The organism is Streptomyces sp. NPDC060209, assembly GCF_042728155.1.
Lineage (GTDB): Bacteria > Actinomycetota > Actinomycetes > Streptomycetales > Streptomycetaceae > Streptomyces.
Map to the genome: position 1 here is coordinate 1 of NZ_JBHWZS010000169.1, position 18,077 is coordinate 18,077.

20 protein-coding genes are annotated in these 18,077 nt (G+C 71.7%); 8 read left to right on the plus strand and 12 right to left on the minus strand.

From position 1 onward, the window contains the following. The first annotated feature begins 74 nt into the window (after window positions 1-74). The 3 genes from ACFWFI_RS27210 to ACFWFI_RS27220 are packed head-to-tail and all read left to right on the plus strand — an operon-like array spanning window position 75 to window position 2,739. Complete coding sequence (locus tag ACFWFI_RS27210; RefSeq protein WP_387394964.1) at window positions 75-1,547, plus strand: MFS transporter; 1,473 nt, start codon at window positions 75-77, stop codon at window positions 1,545-1,547. Continuing rightward, window positions 1,544-2,158, plus strand: coding sequence for a TetR/AcrR family transcriptional regulator (locus tag ACFWFI_RS27215; protein WP_387394966.1), 615 nt, complete (start codon window positions 1,544-1,546; stop codon window positions 2,156-2,158). Before ACFWFI_RS27210 ends, ACFWFI_RS27215 begins: the two co-directional genes overlap by 4 nt. Window positions 2,159-2,205: 47 nt before the next feature. After that, window positions 2,206-2,739: a hypothetical protein gene (locus tag ACFWFI_RS27220; protein ID WP_387394968.1), complete on the plus strand. Its 534-nt coding sequence runs from the start codon at window positions 2,206-2,208 to the stop codon at window positions 2,737-2,739. A 12-nt stretch (window positions 2,740-2,751) separates the two neighbouring features. Here the strand turns inward: ACFWFI_RS27220 and ACFWFI_RS27225 are convergent, their stop codons facing one another. The 3 genes from ACFWFI_RS27225 to ACFWFI_RS27235 form a co-directional block, all read right to left on the minus strand. Continuing rightward, window positions 2,752-3,531, minus strand: coding sequence for a DeoR/GlpR family DNA-binding transcription regulator (locus ACFWFI_RS27225; RefSeq protein ID WP_387394970.1), 780 nt, complete (start codon window positions 3,529-3,531; stop codon window positions 2,752-2,754). Between the two features lie 26 nt (window positions 3,532-3,557). After that, window positions 3,558-4,400, minus strand: coding sequence for a class II fructose-bisphosphate aldolase (locus ACFWFI_RS27230; RefSeq protein WP_387394971.1), 843 nt, complete (start codon window positions 4,398-4,400; stop codon window positions 3,558-3,560). 153 nt (window positions 4,401-4,553) lie between these two features. Then, window positions 4,554-5,420, minus strand: coding sequence for an excalibur calcium-binding domain-containing protein (locus tag ACFWFI_RS27235; RefSeq protein WP_387394973.1), 867 nt, complete (start codon window positions 5,418-5,420; stop codon window positions 4,554-4,556). A 234-nt stretch (window positions 5,421-5,654) separates the two neighbouring features. Here ACFWFI_RS27235 and ACFWFI_RS27240 point away from each other — a divergent pair, with 234 nt between their 5' ends. After that, the gene (locus ACFWFI_RS27240; RefSeq protein ID WP_387394975.1) at window positions 5,655-6,794 is read left to right on the plus strand and encodes a serine hydrolase domain-containing protein; all 1,140 of its coding nucleotides are present in this window, start codon (window positions 5,655-5,657) and stop codon (window positions 6,792-6,794) included. A 1-nt stretch (window position 6,795) separates the two neighbouring features. Here ACFWFI_RS27240 and ACFWFI_RS27245 read toward each other — a convergent pair whose 3' ends face one another. Next, window positions 6,796-7,689 carry a helix-turn-helix domain-containing protein gene (locus ACFWFI_RS27245; protein ID WP_387394977.1) on the minus strand — a complete coding sequence of 298 codons (894 nt, stop codon included), beginning with the start codon at window positions 7,687-7,689 and terminating at the stop codon, window positions 6,796-6,798. 138 nt (window positions 7,690-7,827) lie between these two features. Here ACFWFI_RS27245 and ACFWFI_RS27250 point away from each other — a divergent pair, with 138 nt between their 5' ends. The 3 genes from ACFWFI_RS27250 to ACFWFI_RS27260 all read left to right on the plus strand — a co-directional run bounded on the left by ACFWFI_RS27250 (window position 7,828) and on the right by ACFWFI_RS27260 (window position 10,180). After that, window positions 7,828-8,523, plus strand: a complete 696-nt coding sequence (locus tag ACFWFI_RS27250) for an SDR family NAD(P)-dependent oxidoreductase (RefSeq protein ID WP_387395000.1) — start codon at window positions 7,828-7,830, stop codon at window positions 8,521-8,523. Window positions 8,524-8,588: 65 nt separating this feature from the next. Beyond that, the gene (locus tag ACFWFI_RS27255) at window positions 8,589-9,074 is read left to right on the plus strand and encodes a GNAT family N-acetyltransferase (protein ID WP_387394979.1); all 486 of its coding nucleotides are present in this window, start codon (window positions 8,589-8,591) and stop codon (window positions 9,072-9,074) included. Window positions 9,075-9,238: 164 nt separating this feature from the next. Beyond that, window positions 9,239-10,180 (plus strand): non-homologous end joining protein Ku, encoded by a 942-nt coding sequence (locus tag ACFWFI_RS27260; RefSeq protein WP_387394981.1) that lies wholly within the window; start codon window positions 9,239-9,241, stop codon window positions 10,178-10,180. A gap of 40 nt (window positions 10,181-10,220) precedes the next feature. On the opposite strand, the gene ACFWFI_RS27265 is transcribed toward ACFWFI_RS27260, so the two are convergent. Both ACFWFI_RS27265 and ACFWFI_RS27270 read right to left on the minus strand, forming a co-directional pair. After that, on the minus strand, window positions 10,221-11,180 hold the full coding sequence (locus ACFWFI_RS27265; protein ID WP_387394983.1) for an ATP-dependent DNA ligase: 960 nt from the start codon (window positions 11,178-11,180) through the stop codon (window positions 10,221-10,223). Window positions 11,181-11,309: 129 nt separating this feature from the next. After that, complete coding sequence (locus ACFWFI_RS27270) at window positions 11,310-11,903, minus strand: dihydrofolate reductase family protein (RefSeq protein ID WP_387394985.1); 594 nt, start codon at window positions 11,901-11,903, stop codon at window positions 11,310-11,312. 160 nt (window positions 11,904-12,063) lie between these two features. Between ACFWFI_RS27270 and ACFWFI_RS27275 the strand changes: the two genes are divergently transcribed. Further along, a complete protein-coding gene (locus ACFWFI_RS27275) occupies window positions 12,064-12,426 on the plus strand; it encodes a hypothetical protein (RefSeq protein WP_387394987.1) in 363 nt (120 codons plus the stop codon). A 51-nt stretch (window positions 12,427-12,477) separates the two neighbouring features. Here ACFWFI_RS27275 and ACFWFI_RS27280 read toward each other — a convergent pair whose 3' ends face one another. The 6 genes from ACFWFI_RS27280 to ACFWFI_RS27305 form a co-directional block, all read right to left on the minus strand. Beyond that, the gene (locus ACFWFI_RS27280) at window positions 12,478-12,954 is read right to left on the minus strand and encodes a hypothetical protein (protein ID WP_387394989.1); all 477 of its coding nucleotides are present in this window, start codon (window positions 12,952-12,954) and stop codon (window positions 12,478-12,480) included. A gap of 145 nt (window positions 12,955-13,099) precedes the next feature. Then, complete coding sequence (locus ACFWFI_RS27285; protein ID WP_387394990.1) at window positions 13,100-14,485, minus strand: SGNH/GDSL hydrolase family protein; 1,386 nt, start codon at window positions 14,483-14,485, stop codon at window positions 13,100-13,102. 140 nt (window positions 14,486-14,625) lie between these two features. Continuing rightward, window positions 14,626-15,210, minus strand: a complete 585-nt coding sequence (locus tag ACFWFI_RS27290; protein WP_387394992.1) for a cysteine hydrolase family protein — start codon at window positions 15,208-15,210, stop codon at window positions 14,626-14,628. Between the two features lie 28 nt (window positions 15,211-15,238). Continuing rightward, complete coding sequence (locus tag ACFWFI_RS27295) at window positions 15,239-15,526, minus strand: hypothetical protein (protein WP_387394994.1); 288 nt, start codon at window positions 15,524-15,526, stop codon at window positions 15,239-15,241. Continuing rightward, window positions 15,523-16,152 carry an ankyrin repeat domain-containing protein gene (locus tag ACFWFI_RS27300; RefSeq protein WP_387394996.1) on the minus strand — a complete coding sequence of 210 codons (630 nt, stop codon included), beginning with the start codon at window positions 16,150-16,152 and terminating at the stop codon, window positions 15,523-15,525. Before ACFWFI_RS27300 ends, ACFWFI_RS27295 begins: the two co-directional genes overlap by 4 nt. A gap of 91 nt (window positions 16,153-16,243) precedes the next feature. After that, window positions 16,244-17,923 (minus strand): cellulase family glycosylhydrolase, encoded by a 1,680-nt coding sequence (locus ACFWFI_RS27305; protein WP_387394998.1) that lies wholly within the window; start codon window positions 17,921-17,923, stop codon window positions 16,244-16,246. Window positions 17,924-18,077: the final 154 nt, after the last annotated feature.

An 18,077-nucleotide genomic window follows, 5' to 3' on the forward strand; every position in this document is an offset into this window, starting at 1 on the left:
TGTGGTTTGAATTGTTTTTTCGCTGTGGGGTTTACCTTTTCTCCACCCCTTCTCTCCCCGCGTACGGAGCCCCGATGACCGCACCCGCACCGGCCGCCGCCCCGCACCACCCCCGCCTCGCCGTCGGCGTCCTGGCCTTCTGCGGCGTCGTGGTCGCGATCATGCAGACGATCGTCGTCCCGCTGCTGCCGCACATACCGGACCTCACCGGCGCCACCCCCGCCGCGGCCAGCTGGCTGGTCACCGTCACGCTCCTCACCGGCGCGGTGTTCACCCCCGTGCTCGGCAGGGTCGGTGACATGTACGGCAAGCGGCGGGTCCTCGTCGCCTCCCTGGGCGTCCTCGTCGTGGGTTCCGTCCTCTGTGCCGTCAGCTCGCAGATCGGCGTGCTGATCACCGGCCGCGCCCTGCAGGGCGCGGCCATCGCCGTCGTGCCGCTGGGCATCAGCATCCTGCGCGACGAACTGCCGCCCGAGCGGGTGCTGTCCGCGGTCGCGCTGATGAGCTCCTCGATGGGCATCGGCGCGGCCGTGGGCCTGCCGATCGCGGCCGTGGTCATCGAGAACTTCGAGTGGCACACCATGTTCTGGGTCTCCGGTGCCATCGGGCTCCTCGACATCGTCCTGGTGCTCCGCTTCGTACCGGAATCCCCGCTCCGCTCCCGCGGCCGCTTCGACGTGCTCGGTGCTCTCGGCCTGACCGCGGCGCTGGTCTGCCTGCTGCTCGCCGTGACGCAGGGCGGCGGCTGGGGCTGGACCTCGGTGCGCACCCTCGGCCTGCTCGCCGCCGCGGTCGTGATCGCGCTGGTCTGGGGTGCTTACGAGCTACGTGTGCGGACCCCCATGGTCGATCTGCGGGTGTCGGCCCGCCCCGCCGTGCTGCTCACCAACATCGCAGCCCTGCTGATCGGCTTCGCGTTCTACGCCAACTCCCTGGTCACCGGCCAGATGGTGCAGGAGCCGAAGGCCACCGGCTACGGTCTCGGCGCCTCGCTAGTCGTCAGCGGGCTGTGTCTGCTGCCGGGTGGCGTCACGATGGTGCTGCTCTCGCCCGTGTCGGCCCGCATCTCCGGCAGACACGGTCCGAGGACCAGCCTCGCGCTGGCCTCCGGGATCATCGCCGTCGGCTACGTGGTGCGGTACTTCACCAGCCACAGCCTCTGGACGATCATCGCGGGCGCGACGGTCGTGGCGGCGGGCACGGCGATCGCGTACTCCGCGCTCCCGGCACTGGTGATGCGCGGTGTCCCGGTCGGCGAGACGGGAGCGGCCAACGGCCTGAACACCCTGATGCGTTCGATCGGCCAGGCGTTCTGCAGTGCCACGGTGGCCGCCGTGCTGGCCAACATGACGTTCCTGGCGGCCGGGCGTCCGGCTCCGACGCTCGGCGCCTATCAGCTGGTCTTCCTCGTCGCGGCCGGTGCGGCGCTGCTGGCCCTCGCGGTGACGCTGTGCCTCCCGGGTGGCCGCGCGGGTACGGGTACGGTCGGAGGGAAACGCAGGAGCAGCGGCCGTACGCGGACGATGCCGATCCAGGAGGGCGCTTGACCGCCGGAGTCACCTCAGCGACGTCACCGGAAGCAGGTCCGACGGCCCCGGACGCAGCCGCCCCGGCTCCCGGGGCGGCTGCCACCGGCAGGGACGCGATCCTTCTCGCCGCCCGCCGGGCGTTCACGCAGCGCCCGTACGCGGAGGTGACGATCCGGGGCATCGCGGCCGACGCGGGGGTGAGCGCGTCCCTCGTGGTGAAGCACTTCGGCCGCAAGGAGGAACTCTTCAACACGGTCGCCGATTTCGGACCGGCAGCCGATGAGCTCTTCGACGCCCCGCTCGACGGGCTCGGCCGCCACATGGTGCTGACGCTCGTACGCCGGCGCAGGGAACAGAAGGGCGACCCCCTCCTGCGGGTCGTCTTCTCCCTCGGCAACCACGACGAGCGCTCCCTGCTCCGCGACCGCTTCCACGAGCAGGTGACCGAACGCCTGACGGCGCGTCTCCCCGGCCGTGAGCGTGCCCTGCGTGCCGAGCTGATCGCCGGTCATCTCATCGGCCTGGGCGCCACCCTGAGTCTCCACCGCGAGGGAGCCGGGTCCCGGGCGACGCCCGAGCACCTCGCCGACCTGTACGCCCCCGCACTGCAGAGTCTGGTGGCCGGCTGACCCGCCGGTAGCGATAAGGTCTGGGCCAAACCGACGAGGGGGGCCTCATGTTGATCCGTACCGGCCTGCGTGCCGCGATACCGGCCGTGGTTCTCGGAGCGTTCCTGGTGGGCTGCAGTGCGGCGACCACCACCGACGGCCCGGGGGGCGACGTACCTTACGTGGACCCGTCCGTGGCCGTCGCGGCCGAGGCGGCGGCCGACAAGGCATCTTCGATGCCCACGCCCTCACCGACGCCCACACTCGTCATCGAGGTGGACCCGAACGCGCCGGAACTGGTCCGCGACGCCTTCTCCGGGCTCCAGGCGACCTATCAGGACGGCTGTACCCCCGGGGACGGGAACTGCGCCTACTTCCTGGGCCGGGTCAACGACGAACTGAACCGTCTGGACAAGGCGATGAAGGCGGACAAGAAGGGCCCCGGTCACTTCAAGGAGCCGGTCGCCTGGATCGGCACGCTGCGCACGACGCTGGCCGGCGACGTGACCACGCCCAATCTGGAGAAGCACCGCACCGAGCTGATCGGCACCCGGGACCGCATCAACACCTGGATGCAGGGCCACCCGGAGGACTACCGCTGATCCCCGGCCGGGTCACACCCGCAGTACGTCGATCCCGAGGCCGGTGAACTCCTCGACGACGTCCTCTGGCGCGTCCCGGTCCGTGACCAGAACCGACACCGCGCTGGTCTCGCACACCTGGGCGAAGGCCCGGCGGCCCAGCTTGGAGGAGTCGGCCACCACGACGACCGTGCCCGCGCATTCGGCGAGGGCACGGTTGGCACCGGCCTCGGACTCGTCGTGCGTGGCCGCACCGAAACGGGCGTGAACGGCGTCCACGCCGAGGATCGTGTAGTCCAGGGCGAGGGTGCGCAGCACGGAGTCGACCAGAGGGCCGACGAGTTCGTACGAGTTCGGCCTGGCCACCCCGCCGGTGACGACGATCTTCACCTGGGGGCGGACCGCCAGTTCGTTGGCGATGTTGATCGCGTTGGTCACCACGGTCAGTGCCACGCCGCCGCCCGAGGGTTCCGGCCGCAGGGCCAGCTCCCTGGCCACCTCGGAGGTCGTCGTGCCGCCGTTGAGGCCCACGGTGGAGCCCGTCGGGATCAGTTCGGCCGCGGCCTTCGCGATGCGCTGTTTCTCGTCGGCCCTGCGGGCCGCCTTGTAGCGCAGCGGCAGGTCGTAGGCGACGGTGCTCACGACGGCGCCGCCCCGGGTGCGGGTCAGCAGATTCTGCCGTGCGAGCTCGTCCAGGTCGCGGCGGACGGTGGCGGCGGAACAGCCGAGCTGTTCGGCGGCGTCGAGTACGTCGATCTGACCCTGGTCGCTGAGGATCTCCAGCAGCCGGGTCCATCGTGTGTGTGCCGCCACCTGGTCCTCCTTGCTCGCAGCGAACCCTATCGCCCGGGGCGGGCCAGGACGTCCAGCAGGCGCGCCACCTCCGCGGCGACCGCGTCGCGGGCCGGGCCGAGGTATGTGCGGGGGTCGGCCGCCTCGGAGTGGGTGTCCAGATAGGTGCGGACGGCCCGGGTGAACAGCTTGTTCAGGTGCGTGGAGATGTTGACCTTCGTCATGCCGGCGCCGACCGCCGCCGCGAGGCCGGTGTCCCCGACACCTGAGGAGCCGTGCAGGACGAGCGGGACCCCCACCGCGTCGCGCAGCCGGGAGATGAGCGCGAAGTCGAGGACGGCGTCGCGGGTCAGCATCGCGTGCGAACTGCCGACGGCCACGGCGAGCGCGTCGACGGCCGTGGCCTCGACGAAGGCCCGCGCCTTGTCCGGATCGGTGCGCACGCCCGGGGCGTGGGCACCGTCCTTGCCGCCGATCTCGCCGAGCTCCGCCTCCACCCAGACCCCGTGGTCGTGGCAGTAGGCGGTGATCTCGCGGGTCGCGGCGACGTTGTCGGAGTACGGGAGAGCCGACGCGTCGAACATGACGGAGGTGAAGCCGAGCCGGACGGCCTCGCGCACCAGCCCGGCCGACTCCGCGTGGTCGAGATGCACGGCCACCGGCACGCCCGCGGCCCGTGCGACGGCGAGCGAGGCGAGCCCGATGGGTTCGAGGGAGCCGTGATAGCGGGCGGTGTTCTCGCTGACCTGCAGGATCACCGGCAGCCCGGCGGCTTCCGCCCCGCTCGCGATGGCCTGCGCGTGTTCGATCTGCACGACGTTGAAGGCCCCGACGCCGGTCGCGTCGGTCCGGGCGCCGTGGGTGATCTGTCCGGTGGATATGAGCGGCATGGGCTTCCTTCGCGGGTGCGGGTTGCGTGAACCCAGGCGAATGGTGCTCGAAGTTGCTCATTTATAGCTTGTTTCAAGCAGATTGGAAAAGAGCAGCCGCCTCCGGCGAGGTCCGGAGGCGGCTGCTGAGGTGGTGACGGGAGGAGGGCGGAGCTACTCGCAGGCGACTCCGTCGCCGTCCCGGTCGAGGTGGGAGCCGTATCCGGGGTCCCCTCGGTGGATGGGGGCGGCCCCCGCGGCGCGTACGGCGGTGCAGTTGGCGTAAGAGGTGCCGCCTCCGCCGGTGGAGCCTCCGCTCGAACTCCCGCCCGTGGAGCCCCCGGAGGACCCGCCGCTCGATCCCGACGATCCGTACGGCTCGCAGCCGACTCCGTCGTCGTCCCGGTCCAGATGGGCGGCGTAACCGGGGTCACCGCGCCGGACGGGGGCCGCCCCGGCGGCCCGCGCGGCGTCGCAGTTCGCGTAGTGCACGGAGGGCTCGGCAGGCTTCGTGGCCTTCGCCTTCGGGGTCCGCGCGACCGTCGGCGTCGGCGTCGGGGTGGGTGTCGGCGACGGGGTGGGCTCGGAGACGGTGATCCGTACGACGGCGCTGTCGCCCGCCGGGCCCTCCCCCTTCACCGCGACGTCGTACGTGAACTCGTCCTCGCCGGCGTATCCGTCCGTGGGGGTGTAGACGAGTGTGGTGCCCTCGACCGTGACGGTCCCGTGCGGGGTCGGGCTCTCCGCGGTGACGGTCAACTCGGCGGCCTCGTATGTGTCCAGGAGTGCGGCGTCGCCGCCGTCCTCCGAGGTCACGAGGTCGTTGGCCAGTGCCTCGATCGCGATCTCCCGGCCGGCCTCCGTGCCCGCCACGTCGTCGGCGAGTGCGAGCGTCCGCTCCGCGGAGGGTGATGCGGACGCCGCCGCGGGCTTCGCGTCCTGGCCCGTGCCGCCGTCGCCCCCGCATCCCGCCAGGGTCAGCGCCAGGACCGCGGCCCCCGCCGACATCCTGATCCGCCCCTTCATCACGCGTGTGTTCATGTGCCCCCCAAGGTGTTTCCGTACTGCTGTGCAGCCGAGGGGCGATGCTCGCAGCGGCTGTCCGCTCGGGCGGTGCCATCCGCGAAAAGGAGGCGGAATTGTGATGAAGATATGGAGGAGAGGTGTGGAGCCTCTGGAGGCCCGGGTTTCCGTGCCCCGGCTTCCGCGCTTCCGATGAATCAGGGCGGGCGCGGGAGTCATCCCCGGGACCGAACGCACTGGAAGGTGGACCACATGACAGGCCTGAGCAGCTTCCTGAAGGCACACACCGGCGGTGACCAGGCGCCGGGAGCCGTCGCCCTGGTGGCCAGCGACGGCCGCGTCGAGGTGGAGGCCGTCGGATCGGCCGATGTGCGGGGTGCCTCTCCGATGGCGCGGGACTCGATCTTCCGGGTCGCCTCGCTGACCAAACCCGTCACGGCGGCCGCCGTCATGATGCTGGTGGAGGACGGCCGTATCGCCCTCGACGACGAGGTCCGGACCTGGCTGCCCGAGCTGGCCGCGCCCGTGGTCGTCCGTGTGCCGGACGCACAGGCCGACGACGTGGTCCCCGCGGCCCGCGCGATCACGGTCGAGGACCTGCTCACCTTCCGCGCCGGATACGGCTTCCCCGCCGACTTCACACTGCCCGTGGTCAAGCTGCTGACCGCTCTGAAGCAGGGGCCGCCGGCGCCGCAGGCAGTCGCGGAGCCGGACGCGTGGATGGCAGAGCTCGGCCGGATCCCCCTGCTGCACCAGCCGGGGGAGGGCTGGCTGTACAACACCGGCTCCGACATCCTGGGCGTACTGGTCGCGAGGGTGTCCGGCCGCTCGCTGCCCGAGTTCTTCGCCGAGCGGCTGTTCGAGCCGCTGGGGATGACCGACACCGGATTCGCGGTCCCGGCAGCCGATCTGGGCCGGTTCACCAGCTACTACCGGCGCGGCCCGGCCGGTCTCGAGACGGCGGACACGCCCGACGGCCAGTGGAGCAGCCTCCCCGCGTTCCCGTCCGGCGCCGGCGGTCTGGTCTCCACCGCCGACGACTGGTACGCCTTCGCCCGCATGCTGCTCGCCGAGGGCACGGCCGACGGCCGCCGGCTGCTGTCCCCCGGGTCCGTACGGCGGATGACCACCGACCACCTCAGCCCGCCCCAGCGGCAGGCGGGCGCGTTGTTCCTGGAGGGGCAGGGCTGGGGCTACGGCGGCTCGGTGGACGTCGAGCGCACCGAGCCGTGGAACGTGCCCGGCCGCTACGGCTGGATCGGGGGTACGGGGACGGCGGCCCACCTCGTCCCGTCCACCGGCGCGGTCACCATCCTGCTGACCCAGCTGGAGCTGACCGGCCCGGCCTCACCGGACGTTATGCGGGGCTTCTGGGCTTACGCCGCACGGTAGTTCAGGTCATCGCCTGGGTGCCGATGACGTCGAGCAGGCCGAGCCGGGCGGCGGCTTCGCTGCCGGGGGCGGCGGTGTACGCGACGACCCGCAGGTCGCTGCCCGCGGAGACCAGGACGTCGCAGTCCAGGGTGAACGTTCCGACCTCGGGGTGGGCGATGGTCTTGGTGGCGGAATCGTGGGTGCCCACGATCCCCGAGTCCCACAGCTCGGCGAACACGGCGCTGGTCCCCCGCAGCTCCTTGACCAGGGAGCGCAGCCCCAGGTCGGCGGGGTAGCGGGCGGTCGCCGCCCTGAGGTCGGCGACGACGGCCGCCTCGAAGGCCGCGCTCTGCTCGGGGGTCAGGCGCACCCGGCCGTGCCGGCCGGTGAAGTGCCGCCAGGCGATGTTGCGTTCGCGGCCGCGCAGCGCGGACGGGTCTCCGAGCAGGGCGGCCCAGGGCTGGTTCCATTCGACGAGGTTCCACGCGGCGTCGTGGACGCTCAGCGGGGCACCGTTCAGCTGGTCGAGCAGCCGGCGGAGCCCGGGCGGGACGTGTGCCGAGATGTGGCCGGGGCCGGGTTCGGGCTGTCCGGCGAGGAGGTGCAGGTAGGTGCGTTCGTCCGCCGACAGGCGCAGGGCGCGGGCCAGGGAGGCGAGGACCTGCGGCGACGGGGACGTGGCCCGGCCCTGTTCGAGGCGGGTGATGTAGTCGACCGACAGCGCGGCGAGCTGGGCCAGTTCCTCGCGTCGGAGCCCCGCCGCCCGCCGCACCCCGCCGGCGGGCAGCCCGACCGTCGCCGGGGAGAGCCGGTCGCGCCAGCCGTGCAGGGCCTTGCCCAGGTCGTTGGCGCCCGGGGCCCGGGACGGGTTCCCGGACGGGGCCTTGGAGGGTGCGTCCTCGGATGTGCTCACCCTTCCAGTATCCGCGCGCGGCCGCCGCACAGCCTGGTACTGCCAGTCCACCCGCTGAGGCGGGTACTGCCTGTGCCCCGGAGTTACGGGGACGGTGAAGGCATGACCTACTCGCCTGCCGATCACGGGAGCGCCACCATGACCACCACCCTCATCACCGGAGCGAACAAGGGCCTCGGCTTCGAGACCGCCCGCCGCCTCATCGAGGCCGGGCACACCGTGTACGCCGGGGCGCGTGACGCCCGGCGCGGAGAGGAAGCGGCGGCGCGGCTCGGAGCGCGCTTCGTCCAGCTCGACATCACGGACGAGGAATCCGTCGAGGCCGCCGCCGCGTTCGTGGAGAAGGACGCGGGCCGGCTGGACGTCCTGGTCAACAACGCCGGGATCGTCGGTGCCCGTAAGCCGGTGGGTGAGACGACCGGGACCGACATGCGCAGCACGTACGAGACCAATGTCTTCGGCGCCGTACGCGTGACCAGGGCGTTCCTGCCACTGCTGGGGGCGGGGGAGTCATCGGTCGTCGTCAACGTGGCCAGCGGTCTCGGCTCGCTGGCGGCGACCAACGACCCGAGCCGCGTCGAGTTCCACGTCGCGGCGCTCGACTACAACTCTTCCAAGACCGCGCTGGTCATGGTGACTTCGCAGTACGCGAAGGCCTACCCCGGCATCAGGTTCAACGCCGTCGACCCCGGCTACACCGCCACCGACCTCAACGGTCACACGGGCCACAACACGGTGGAGGAGGGCGCGGACGTCATCGTCCGTATGGCCCTCATCGGCGCCGACGGTCCGACCGGCGGCTTCTTCGACGCGGCAGGCCCCGCCGCCTGGTGACCCGGCGCCGGGCCGGGTGGCTATTTCGATGGCCCGGCGTCCGGGCGTGCCCGTACGGTGCGTCCATGACAGCGCAGCTTCGCCTGGAAAAGGTGGCCCCGGACAATGTGCTCGACGCGTGCCGCCTGAAGGTCGCGCCCGAGCAGGAACGGTTCGTCTCCCCGGTCGCGCGGTCGCTGGCCGAGGCGTACGCCGACCCGGAGACGGCCTGGCCCCGGCTCGTCTTCGACGGTGACCGGCTGGTCGCCTTCGTGATGGCCTTCTTCGACGTGCGGTTCGGGCTCGCAGGCCCCGCAGACTCCGCAGACCCGCCTCGCTCCGGCCTCTGGCGGCTGGCCGTTGCCGCGGACGAGCAGGGCAAGGGGTACGGACGCTTCGCCGTCGACGCCGTGTGCGAGGAGATCCTGCGGCGCGGCGGGAAGCGCGTGACTGTGACCTGGGGGGAGGGGGAGCACGGGCCGGAGGAGTTCTACCTGCGGCTCGGGTTCCGGAAGACCGGCGAGATGAGCGAGGACCAGGTGGTCGGCGAGATGGACCTGCCGCGCGGGTGACCGCGTCCCGGTGATCCACATGCGGTCCGGGGCCGGGGGCGCGAGGATCGGGGATACGGGCGGTGGTCCGGCTCGCGCCAAGGCCCTCTCGGGCCGGTTCTCCCTTCCAGGCGCTCCGGTCCGCCTCCCGGCCAAGCCACGAGGGGGTCGACTGGAGGTACCGGATGCCGCGGCCCCTGTGGACGGGAGCGATCAGCTTCGGACTGGTCACGATCCCGATCAAGGTGGTGTCCGCCACCGAGAACCACTCGATCTCCTTCCACCAGTACCACCAGGAGGACATGGGCCGGATCCGCACCCGCAAGGTGTGCGAGATCGACGGCGAGGTCCTCTCGCAGGACGAGATCGGCAAGGGGTACGAGGTCGCCAAGGACCGGACGGTGCCCGTCACGGACGAGGAGCTCGACCGGATGCCGCTGCCGACGGCGAAGGCCATCGAGATCGTCGCGTTCGTCGAAGCAGGCAGCATCGACCCCGTACGGATCAGCGACAGCTACTACCTCGCGGTCGACGGCCAGGTCGCGGCGAAGCCGTACGCCCTGCTGCGGAAGGCGCTGGAGCGCAGCGACAAGGTCGCCGTGGCGAAGTTCGCCTGGCACAACCGCGAGCGGCTCGGTCTGCTGCGGGTGCGGGAGGACGCGATCGTGCTGCACTCGATGCGCTGGCCCGACGAGATCCGAAGCCCCGAATCCCTCGCCCCCCGGGAGACCGAGCTGGACGAGGACGAGATCGAACGTGCCGTGCAGCTCACCGACAGCATGGCCCTGGACGACATCTCAGGCTTCCGCGACCACTACCGGGAGGCACTGGAGGAGCTGCTCGCGGCCAAGTCCGAGGGCAAGGCGCCTCCGGCCGCGGCCGGGGACGAGGAGCAGGAGCCGGGGAAGGTCATGGACCTGATGGCCGCGCTCAACGCGTCGGTGAAGGCGGCCAAGGAGACACGGGGCGAGGACGCGACCGTGCACGAGATGACGCCCGGCAAGCCCCGCGCCCGGAAGAAGGCCGCCCCGGCCGCGAAGAAGACGGCTTCCAAGACCAAGAAGACGACGGCCGCCAAGAAGCAGCCGTCCAGGAAGACGGCCGCGAAGAAGCGGACCGCCTCCTGAGCGTCGCCCCTTCCGCACCGGCCGGCGTCGTTCCCGCACGTCACCCGATGTCGTCCGGCGCCAGGTCCGGCCGCAGCCGGTGCCAGGAGGGCTGACGCAGCCGCCCCGCCTTCGTCCGGGTCGAGTACCGCACTTCGCCCACCAGCCGCGGCAGCACCCAGTGGGCACCGGCGACCGGTGGCGTCTCGTCGAAGGGGCAGGTGTCGACCGCGGCGACGCGGAGCAGTTCGGCGAGCCTGGTCCTCTCGGCGTCGCTCCACCCCGTGCCGACGCTCCCCGCGTAGCGCAGTCCGCCGGGGTGCCGTTCGCCGACGAGCAGCGCACCCGGCAGGCCGCCCAGCCGGCCGCGTCCGGGCACCCACCCGCCGACGATCACGTCCACCGTGTGCGCATGGCGGATCTTGATCCATGTGCGGGCGCGGACCCCGGGCTCGTACACCGAGCTCAGCCGCTTCGCGATCAGGCCCTCCAGCCCGGCCTCCCGTGTCATGGCCAGGGCCTGCTCGCCGTGTCCCACGACCACCGCGGGCGTCGACCAGTGCGGCCCGTTGAGCCCGAGCCCTTCGAGCGCTGCCCGCCGCTCCGCGTAGGGCAGCGGAACGAGGCTCCGGTCCCGCAGGAACACGGCGTCGAACAGCACCAGATGGGCCGGCACCCGCTGCGCCATGCGGGCGGCCTTCGCGGGCGATCCGGAGAGCCCCATCCGCGACTGCAGCCGCTCGAAGTCGCTGCGCCCCTGGTCGTCCAGCGCGACGATCTCGCCGTCCAGCACCGCCGGTACGCCGCCGAGCGCGGGCCCGAGCGCCACCAGATCCGGATACGCCGGGGTGATGACGGCCCCGGACCTGGCCAGCAGCCGGAGCGAGCCGTCCCCCGGCAGATAGGCCATGGCGCGCTGGCCGTCCTGCTTCACCTCGTACGCCCACTGCTCGTCGACGGCGACGTGCGGCAGGCGCCCGGGAGTGGCGAGCATGGGGGCGATCAGGGGCAGAGAGGCCATGGCGGCAGCCTCGCAGCAGATGGGTCGCCGGGCGCGCGGACAACACGCCTCGGGTCCTTCGTTCGGATCGGGCTGGATCAGGGAGCGGTGCCGGGGCACGCGAGCCCGGCATGATCCGGACGAGAGGCCCTACGCCCGGTCGACCGCCCGGTAGGTGCACACATGCACGCCCGTGCCGCTGATCGCCGTCGACACCAGTTCCAGCGTGCGCAGCGCACCGTCACCCGGGAAGATCGTCTTACCGCCGCCAACGATCACCGGCATGATCATCAGCCGCAGCTCATCGGCCAGGCCCTCGTGCAGAAGGGTCCGCGCCAGCGTGGGGCTCCCCATGACCAGCAGGTCGCGGCCCTCGGCCGCGCGCAGCTCCCGGATCCGGGCGACGGCCGTCTCACCCGGGATGCGGGTGGTGTTGGACCAGGTCAGCTTGTCGTCCCCCAGGGTGCTGGAGACGACGTGCTTCGGGATGGAGTTCATCCGGTCGGCGAAGGGGTCCCCGGCCCGCTCCGGCCACGCCCCGGCCATCGTCTGCCACGTACGGCGCCCGAAGAGCAGCGCGTCGGCGTCCTTCAGCGCGCTGTCGAACGCGCCGCCCACCACCTCGTCGAAGAACGGGTGCGACCAGCCGCCCTGTGTGAAGCCGCCCTCGGTGTCCTCCTCGGGCCCGCCGGGCGCCTGCACGACGCCGTCCACGCTCATGAACTCGCTGATGACGATGCGCACGGCTCGCTCCTCTTTCCGCTCCGGATGTACGGCTATGAAGACTGCCGCACACCGGGAAAGTAATCGGCGCTTTCCGCAGGCGGGTTGGGGCCGGAAATGCCCAGGACGGCCGGGCGCGGGCATGGCACGATGTGCGGCATGACGACGAACCGAAAGGTCCATGCCGCGTAGCCGGCCAGGAAACCTCCGAACCGGCCGGGCGTACCGTCCCCGGCCGGACGGCCCGAGCACCGTCATCGACGGCCTGTCCTCGCGCACGCTGGCGGAGATCGCCCGTCTGGAGCTGAGCCGCAACTACCTCTCGCCCGGCGGCGTCAGCGAGGCGGTGCGCTGCTGGAAGCGACACGTGCGGCGGCCCCTGGGCGCCCTGTGGCGCGACGAGGAGCAGGGCAACACCCACTGGGACTGCTGCGGCGACCCACTGGCGGCGCGGCGGCTCCTCGATGTCGTGATGGGAGCCCTGTCGCCGCGTGGGGCCCGTGAATTCCGACGGGTGGTCAGCGGACTCGACCGTGACCGGTGACCTGCGCGATCCACCTCCCGTGAGTGCGCCCGGCCCCCCTGAAGCGCACGCCTACCGAGCGGCGGTGGTGGGCGTGACGGACGGAGCCGTCGGGGCGAGGGCCCCGCATGTCTCGTCGGCCGGCTCCCGGACGGCGGTGCGAGGTTCCCCGCCCTGCCCGGGAGCGATGTCGAAGGCGAAGCACCCCGTCACGAAGGTTTCGTGCGTGAGAAGGAACCCGGGCCCGATGCCGAAGAGTTCGGCGGTGATGTGGGTGGAGCCGGCCTCTCGCTCGACGGCGAGCAGCCCTCTTCCCGGGCCTTTCCCGCGGAACACCGTGGCGATCTCGGTGTCCGTCAGCCGGCCGTCCGCCGCGGCCCGGGCGAGCTGCTCCCCGTAGGCGTGGGCACCTTCACGCATGTCCGCCCGTGCCTCGTCCTCGTTGCGGCCGGGCTCCGTCGCCACCCAGATCCACAGGCCGACGACGAGCGCGAGGCACGCGCCGAGGACCACCGCACAGCCCCGGAAGAGGCATGTGCCGGCTGTCATGCCCCCGTGGTTCCCAGGCGTCCTGTCCATGCGGCACAGCCTCCAAGGAGACGGCGGGACCGGCCCGGTGAGAGGCCGATCCGTGACCGCTTCGGTCGGTGTTCGATACCGACGGCCCGTGGACCCCGAGGGGAAGGAGGCGCCGTCAGTTGTAGCCGAAGCCCCGGGGCAGCGGGGCCTGCCGGAACAGGCGGGTGGGGACGGCGTCGGCCATGGCCTGGTAGCCCGAGGGGTTGAGGTGGAGGTGGTCGCCGGTGTCCAGCTCGGCCCGGAGCTGCCGTGGTGCCTGCGGGTCGCGGACGGTCCGGTCGAAGTCGATCACGCTGTCGAAGCGGCCGCTCGTGCGGATCCAGGTGTTGACCGTCTGCCGGGCCTGCTCGCGGTGGCCTTCCGGATCGTCGTACCCCGTGTTGCCGCCCATCGGGGTCAGCGTCGCCCCGTACACGCGGATGCCCTGGGTGTGGGCCCGGGTGATGATCTGCTCGTACGCGGCGATGACATCGGCCGAGACCTGCTTCTGGGCGGCCGGAGAGGCTTCGGCCGTACCGATGTCGTTGATGCCCTCGAAGACGAGCAGCCAGTCGACCCCGCTCTGGGCAAGGACGTCGCGGTCGAGCCGGGCCAGGCCGTTGGGCCCCAGACCGTCGTTCAGCAGCCGGTTCCCGCCGGCCGCCTGGTTGACTACGGCTGTCTTCGACGTGGCGGCCCCCGACTTCAGCCGCTTCTGCAGCAGGTCGGGCCAGCGGTCGTTCATGTTGGTGGTGGAGCCCCTGCCGTCGGTGAGCGAGTCGCCGAGCACGACGGCCGCCGAGGTGGTGCTCCTGGACCAGACCTCGACACCGCTGAGGAAGTACCAGTGGTCGGTGGGCGTCGCCCCTGGCAGGTCCGCGTCGGTCACGTGATCACCGGCCCGCAGATAGGACGTCGTACGGGAACCGGGGTGCGAGGTGATGGACGTGGAGGCCTGACCGGTCGCCAGATATACCGTCGCCGTGAGGTTGGTCCCCGGCGCGAGCGTGAAGTCCAGCGGGTCGGAGACCGCTTGGGCGCCCGCCGGGACCGACACCGAGGAGCGGCCCTGGAAGGTCACGGGCCGTGTGGTCCCCGCCTTCACCGCGCTGGTCCCCGCCCTGCCGTCGAGGGGCAGGGCCACGGACACCTTGCTGATCGGCAGGGCGGCGCCGCCGAAAGCGTTCGAGAAACGCAGCCGTATGTGCTCACCGCCCGCGGAGACGTGAACCGTCTGGCGCAGGGTGGCGTCCGTCAGGACCGAGCCGTCCTCGGTGAACGGCGCGGGCGGCATGTTGCCCGGCTCCGTCAGCTGCGGCATGGACGTCCAGGTGCTCACCCAGCGGGCGTTGCGCTCGTCGGGAGCCGGTGAGCTGCCCTGACCGTGGCCGTCCCCTGCGCCGAGCGCGGGGGAGACGACGACGGCGGTGAGCGCGGCCGCGGCGAACAGGCTGACGATCGACGATCTTCGGATCACGGTGGTGCTCCCTCTGGCTGGGTGGGGGAAGCAGGGTGAATCCATGTATGTGGACGTCGTCTTCACTGTCGTCCGGGGATTCGAGCGGCAGGCTAGCCGCTCCGATAAATTTCGGTCAATGCTCCGAAAGCTTCGAAAACTTTCGTAGGAAGCCGGGCCAGGGTCGCGTAGCCGGGAGGCCGCCCTCAGCCGGCCGTGGGCGATGGTGCCGTGAACCTGACGTCGGCGGCGCGGGCGGTGACGTCGGCGTCCCTGCTGAGGGGCCACGCGGCGACCCGCGAGACCGTGGCCGCCGGGACCGTCGCGCTGATGCCGGGCTCCGCCGGTATGTCGTGCGTCGCGTGGGCGTCGTGCGGCAGGACGACCCGGTAGCCCAGCGTCACGGCCGTACGGGCCGTCGCCTGCACGCACATCTCGGACATCAGGCCGCATACGGCGAGCGCCCGCACCCCGGACGCGGTCAACAGGCCCCCCAGCGAGGTCTCCTGGAACGCGTCGTCGTGCGTCTTGCGGATCACCACTTCCGTGGGCCCCGCCTCGACGGGGTGGTGGAGCTCCCAGCCGGCGGTGTGGGGCTCGTCGTCCGCACCGGCGGGTCCGTCGTTCTGGACATGGACGACGAGAGCCCCGGCCTCCCGGGCCCGTGCGATCAGGTCCGCCGTCCGGTCCACGAGGCGCGCCGCCTCGGGCAGCGCACCCTCGCCACGGACGAAGGCCCGCTGTACGTCGACAACGATGAGTGCCTGAGAGGCAGTTGTGTGTGAGGTCATGGCGCCATGATGACCTGGGGCCTCGGCGTCAGGCGCTCAGGGCGTGGCCCGTGAGGGACAGGCGCATGGCGCACTCGTCCTCCGCCTCGACGGTGACGGGGATGCCCCAGTGCTCGCTCAGCATGCGGCCGACGGCGACCAGGCGCCGGCGCTCCTCGGGGCTGTGGGCGGGGAAGCGCGTCCAGCCGCGGTCGGCGATCGCGTTGCCCAGCTCGGTGAACAGGGTCGCTCTGGCCCGCTGTTCCTCGTCCGGGGTCAGCGGAGTGGGGCCGTAATCCGGCCCCACGGCATGCACGTTGTACAGGTCGCGGATCACGGCTCCATCCTCTCAGGGGCGCCCGCGGCGCGCAGGGCCTCCATGATGCGTTCGCAGTCCCGTCGAGAGGCCGGATAGTGGCGGTTTCGCTCCTCGGCGAGATCCAGGGCCTCGGCCGAAGGGTCCGCGCCCCGGCGCAGCAGCTGGTGCACCATGTCCACCATGCCGAACCACACGGCCCACTCCAGGGACGTGAGGTTCCTCAGCCGCAGGCCGATGTCGGCTCCCCGGTCCAGCAGCAGGTCCACGATCTCCGGACAGGTCGGGCCGGGGATCGCGGACGAGGAGGCGAACAGCAGCGGAAATCCGATCCGGGACGGGGTGTCGGGGTGTGCGCCGGCATCGAGCAGGATGCGGGCGATGTCCGTCCTGCTGTACGCCGCCGCCTGCGACAGGACTGTCAGCTCGCCGTATTCACCGGCGCGTTGCTCCGGATCGGCGCCGGCGTCCACGAGCAGGCGGACCAGATCGCCGTGGCCGTGGCGCACCGCCAGGTCCAGGGCCGTGCGCCCACCCGCCCGGTAGGCGTCGACCGGCACCCCTTCGGCGAGCAGCCGGGTCACGAGGGCCGCGTCGCCGTCCTCCGCCGCCTGGACCAGCTGCTCGGCCCTGCTGTCGGTCTGCATTTCGTGATCATCGCGGACGAACGGTGCGCTGGGAAGAGTGAGCCGGCCGGCAGGGGATGGGGGGCCCTGCCGGCCGGTGGAACGGCCGGGGTCAGGCCGTCGTGCAGGTGTTGCCGCTGAGCGTGAAGGCGGTCGGGGCCGCGTTGGTGGTGCTCCTGGTGCCGGTGAAGCCGACCGTGACCGAGCCGTTCGCGGCGATCGCGGCCGTGTATCCGGCGGGGGCGACGCTGACCGTGGCACCGCTCTGTGTGGCCGTCCCGCCCCACATGTTGGACACGGTCTGTCCGTTGGCGAAGGCGAAGCCGAGGTTCCACCCGTTGATGGCGGTGGCGCCGGTGTTACGGATGGTGATCTCACCCTGGAACCCGCCGGGCCAGTCGCCGACCACCCGGTAGCCGACGGAGCAGCCCACGCCCGGCGTGGGGGTGCTCTTGTCGGTGGTGACGCTCACCGCGGCGGACCGTGCGGAGCGGTTGCCCGCGGCGTCGCGCGCGTAGACGGCGAACGAGTACGCGGTGTCCGCGGTGAGGCCGGTCACGGTGACGCCGCTGGTGGTGGAGGAGGCGACAGCGGTCTCGGTGCCGCCGCTGACGCGGACGACGTCGTAACCGGCGATGGCAACGTTGTCGGTCGCCGCGGGCCAGGTCAGGGTGGCGGAGGTGGCCGTCACCGCGGAGGCGGTCGGGGTGCCCGGGGCGGTCGGGGCCTGCGTGTCGTCCGGGTTGCCGCCGCCGCCGAAGACCGTGGCCTCCTGGGAGGTCTGGGCGATGCCGTTCGCTCCGTGGAAGATGCGCTCGCCCCAGGAGCTCAGCCGGCTCGGGTCGAAGTCGATGGCCAGGTCGAGGATCGGGTCGGTGTTGCCGCTCCAGGACCATGCCAGGTAGCCGAGGCCGAGCTGCTCGGCGGTGGCCATCATGGTGTCCTCGTCCGGGTCACCCCACTGGTCGGCGGGCCCGCCGAACTCGCCGATGAGAAGGGGGAGTCCGGCGTCGACGAAGGCGTTCAGGTAGTCGGTGACCGCCTGGGCCGTGTTGTAGACGCTGTACATGTGGATCGAGAAGATCAGGTTGCCCGTGGTGTCGGCGTCGTACACGGCCTGGGCGTTGGCGCGCATGACGCCCTGCCAGTCCTGGCCCCAGTTCGGAGCGTCCACCATGATCGTGTGGGCGAATCCCGCGCCGCGCAGCTTCTGCACGGCGGCGGTCGTCGGCGCGGTCCAGCCGGCGGGGTCGGTGTTGCCCCAGGGCTCGTTGCCGATGTTGATGACGACGTAGTCCTCTTGGCCGGCGAGTACGTCCTTGAGGCTGATCCAGTAGTCGGCCGCGTGGTCGAGGGTGCCCGCCGCGGCGTCCTCGCCGTAACCGGTGGTGTCGTGCACCTCCAGTACGCAGATCAGCCGGTTGGTCTTGCAGTCGTCGATGATGCCCGCGACTTCGTCGGGGCCGTTCCTCGTCCAGCGGTGGCCGTCGGAGAGGACGACGCGGACGGTGTTCGCGCCGAAGGCCTTGATGTCGGCCAGCGACTGGGTCTCGCCCGGGTACCAGGTGTGCGCGTGGTTGACGCCGCGCATGACGAAGTCGTTGCCGTTGCCCTCCAGCAGGCGGCCGTCGCTGATGTGCAGGCCGGTCGCCGCGGCTTCCGCCTGCGCGGGCCGGGCCTGCGCCGCCGCCGGCCCGAGCGCGCCCAGCAGGACGACGCCGAGAAGGGCGGCCAAGACCTTCAGCAGGGCGGTTAAGGGGCTCTTTCGTGCCGTACTCGTTGCTGATCTCACTGCGACTCCAGAAAGTGGGCGCCGGGTGACGCAAACATGGGATGGGACGTGGGAGCGCTCCCATAAAGCCATCTCGGCAGGGGCACGTCAAGACATCGCACACACTTCGACGCCCTGGCTGTGCCCTGCCCCATGCCTGCGGGCCCCGCGGCCG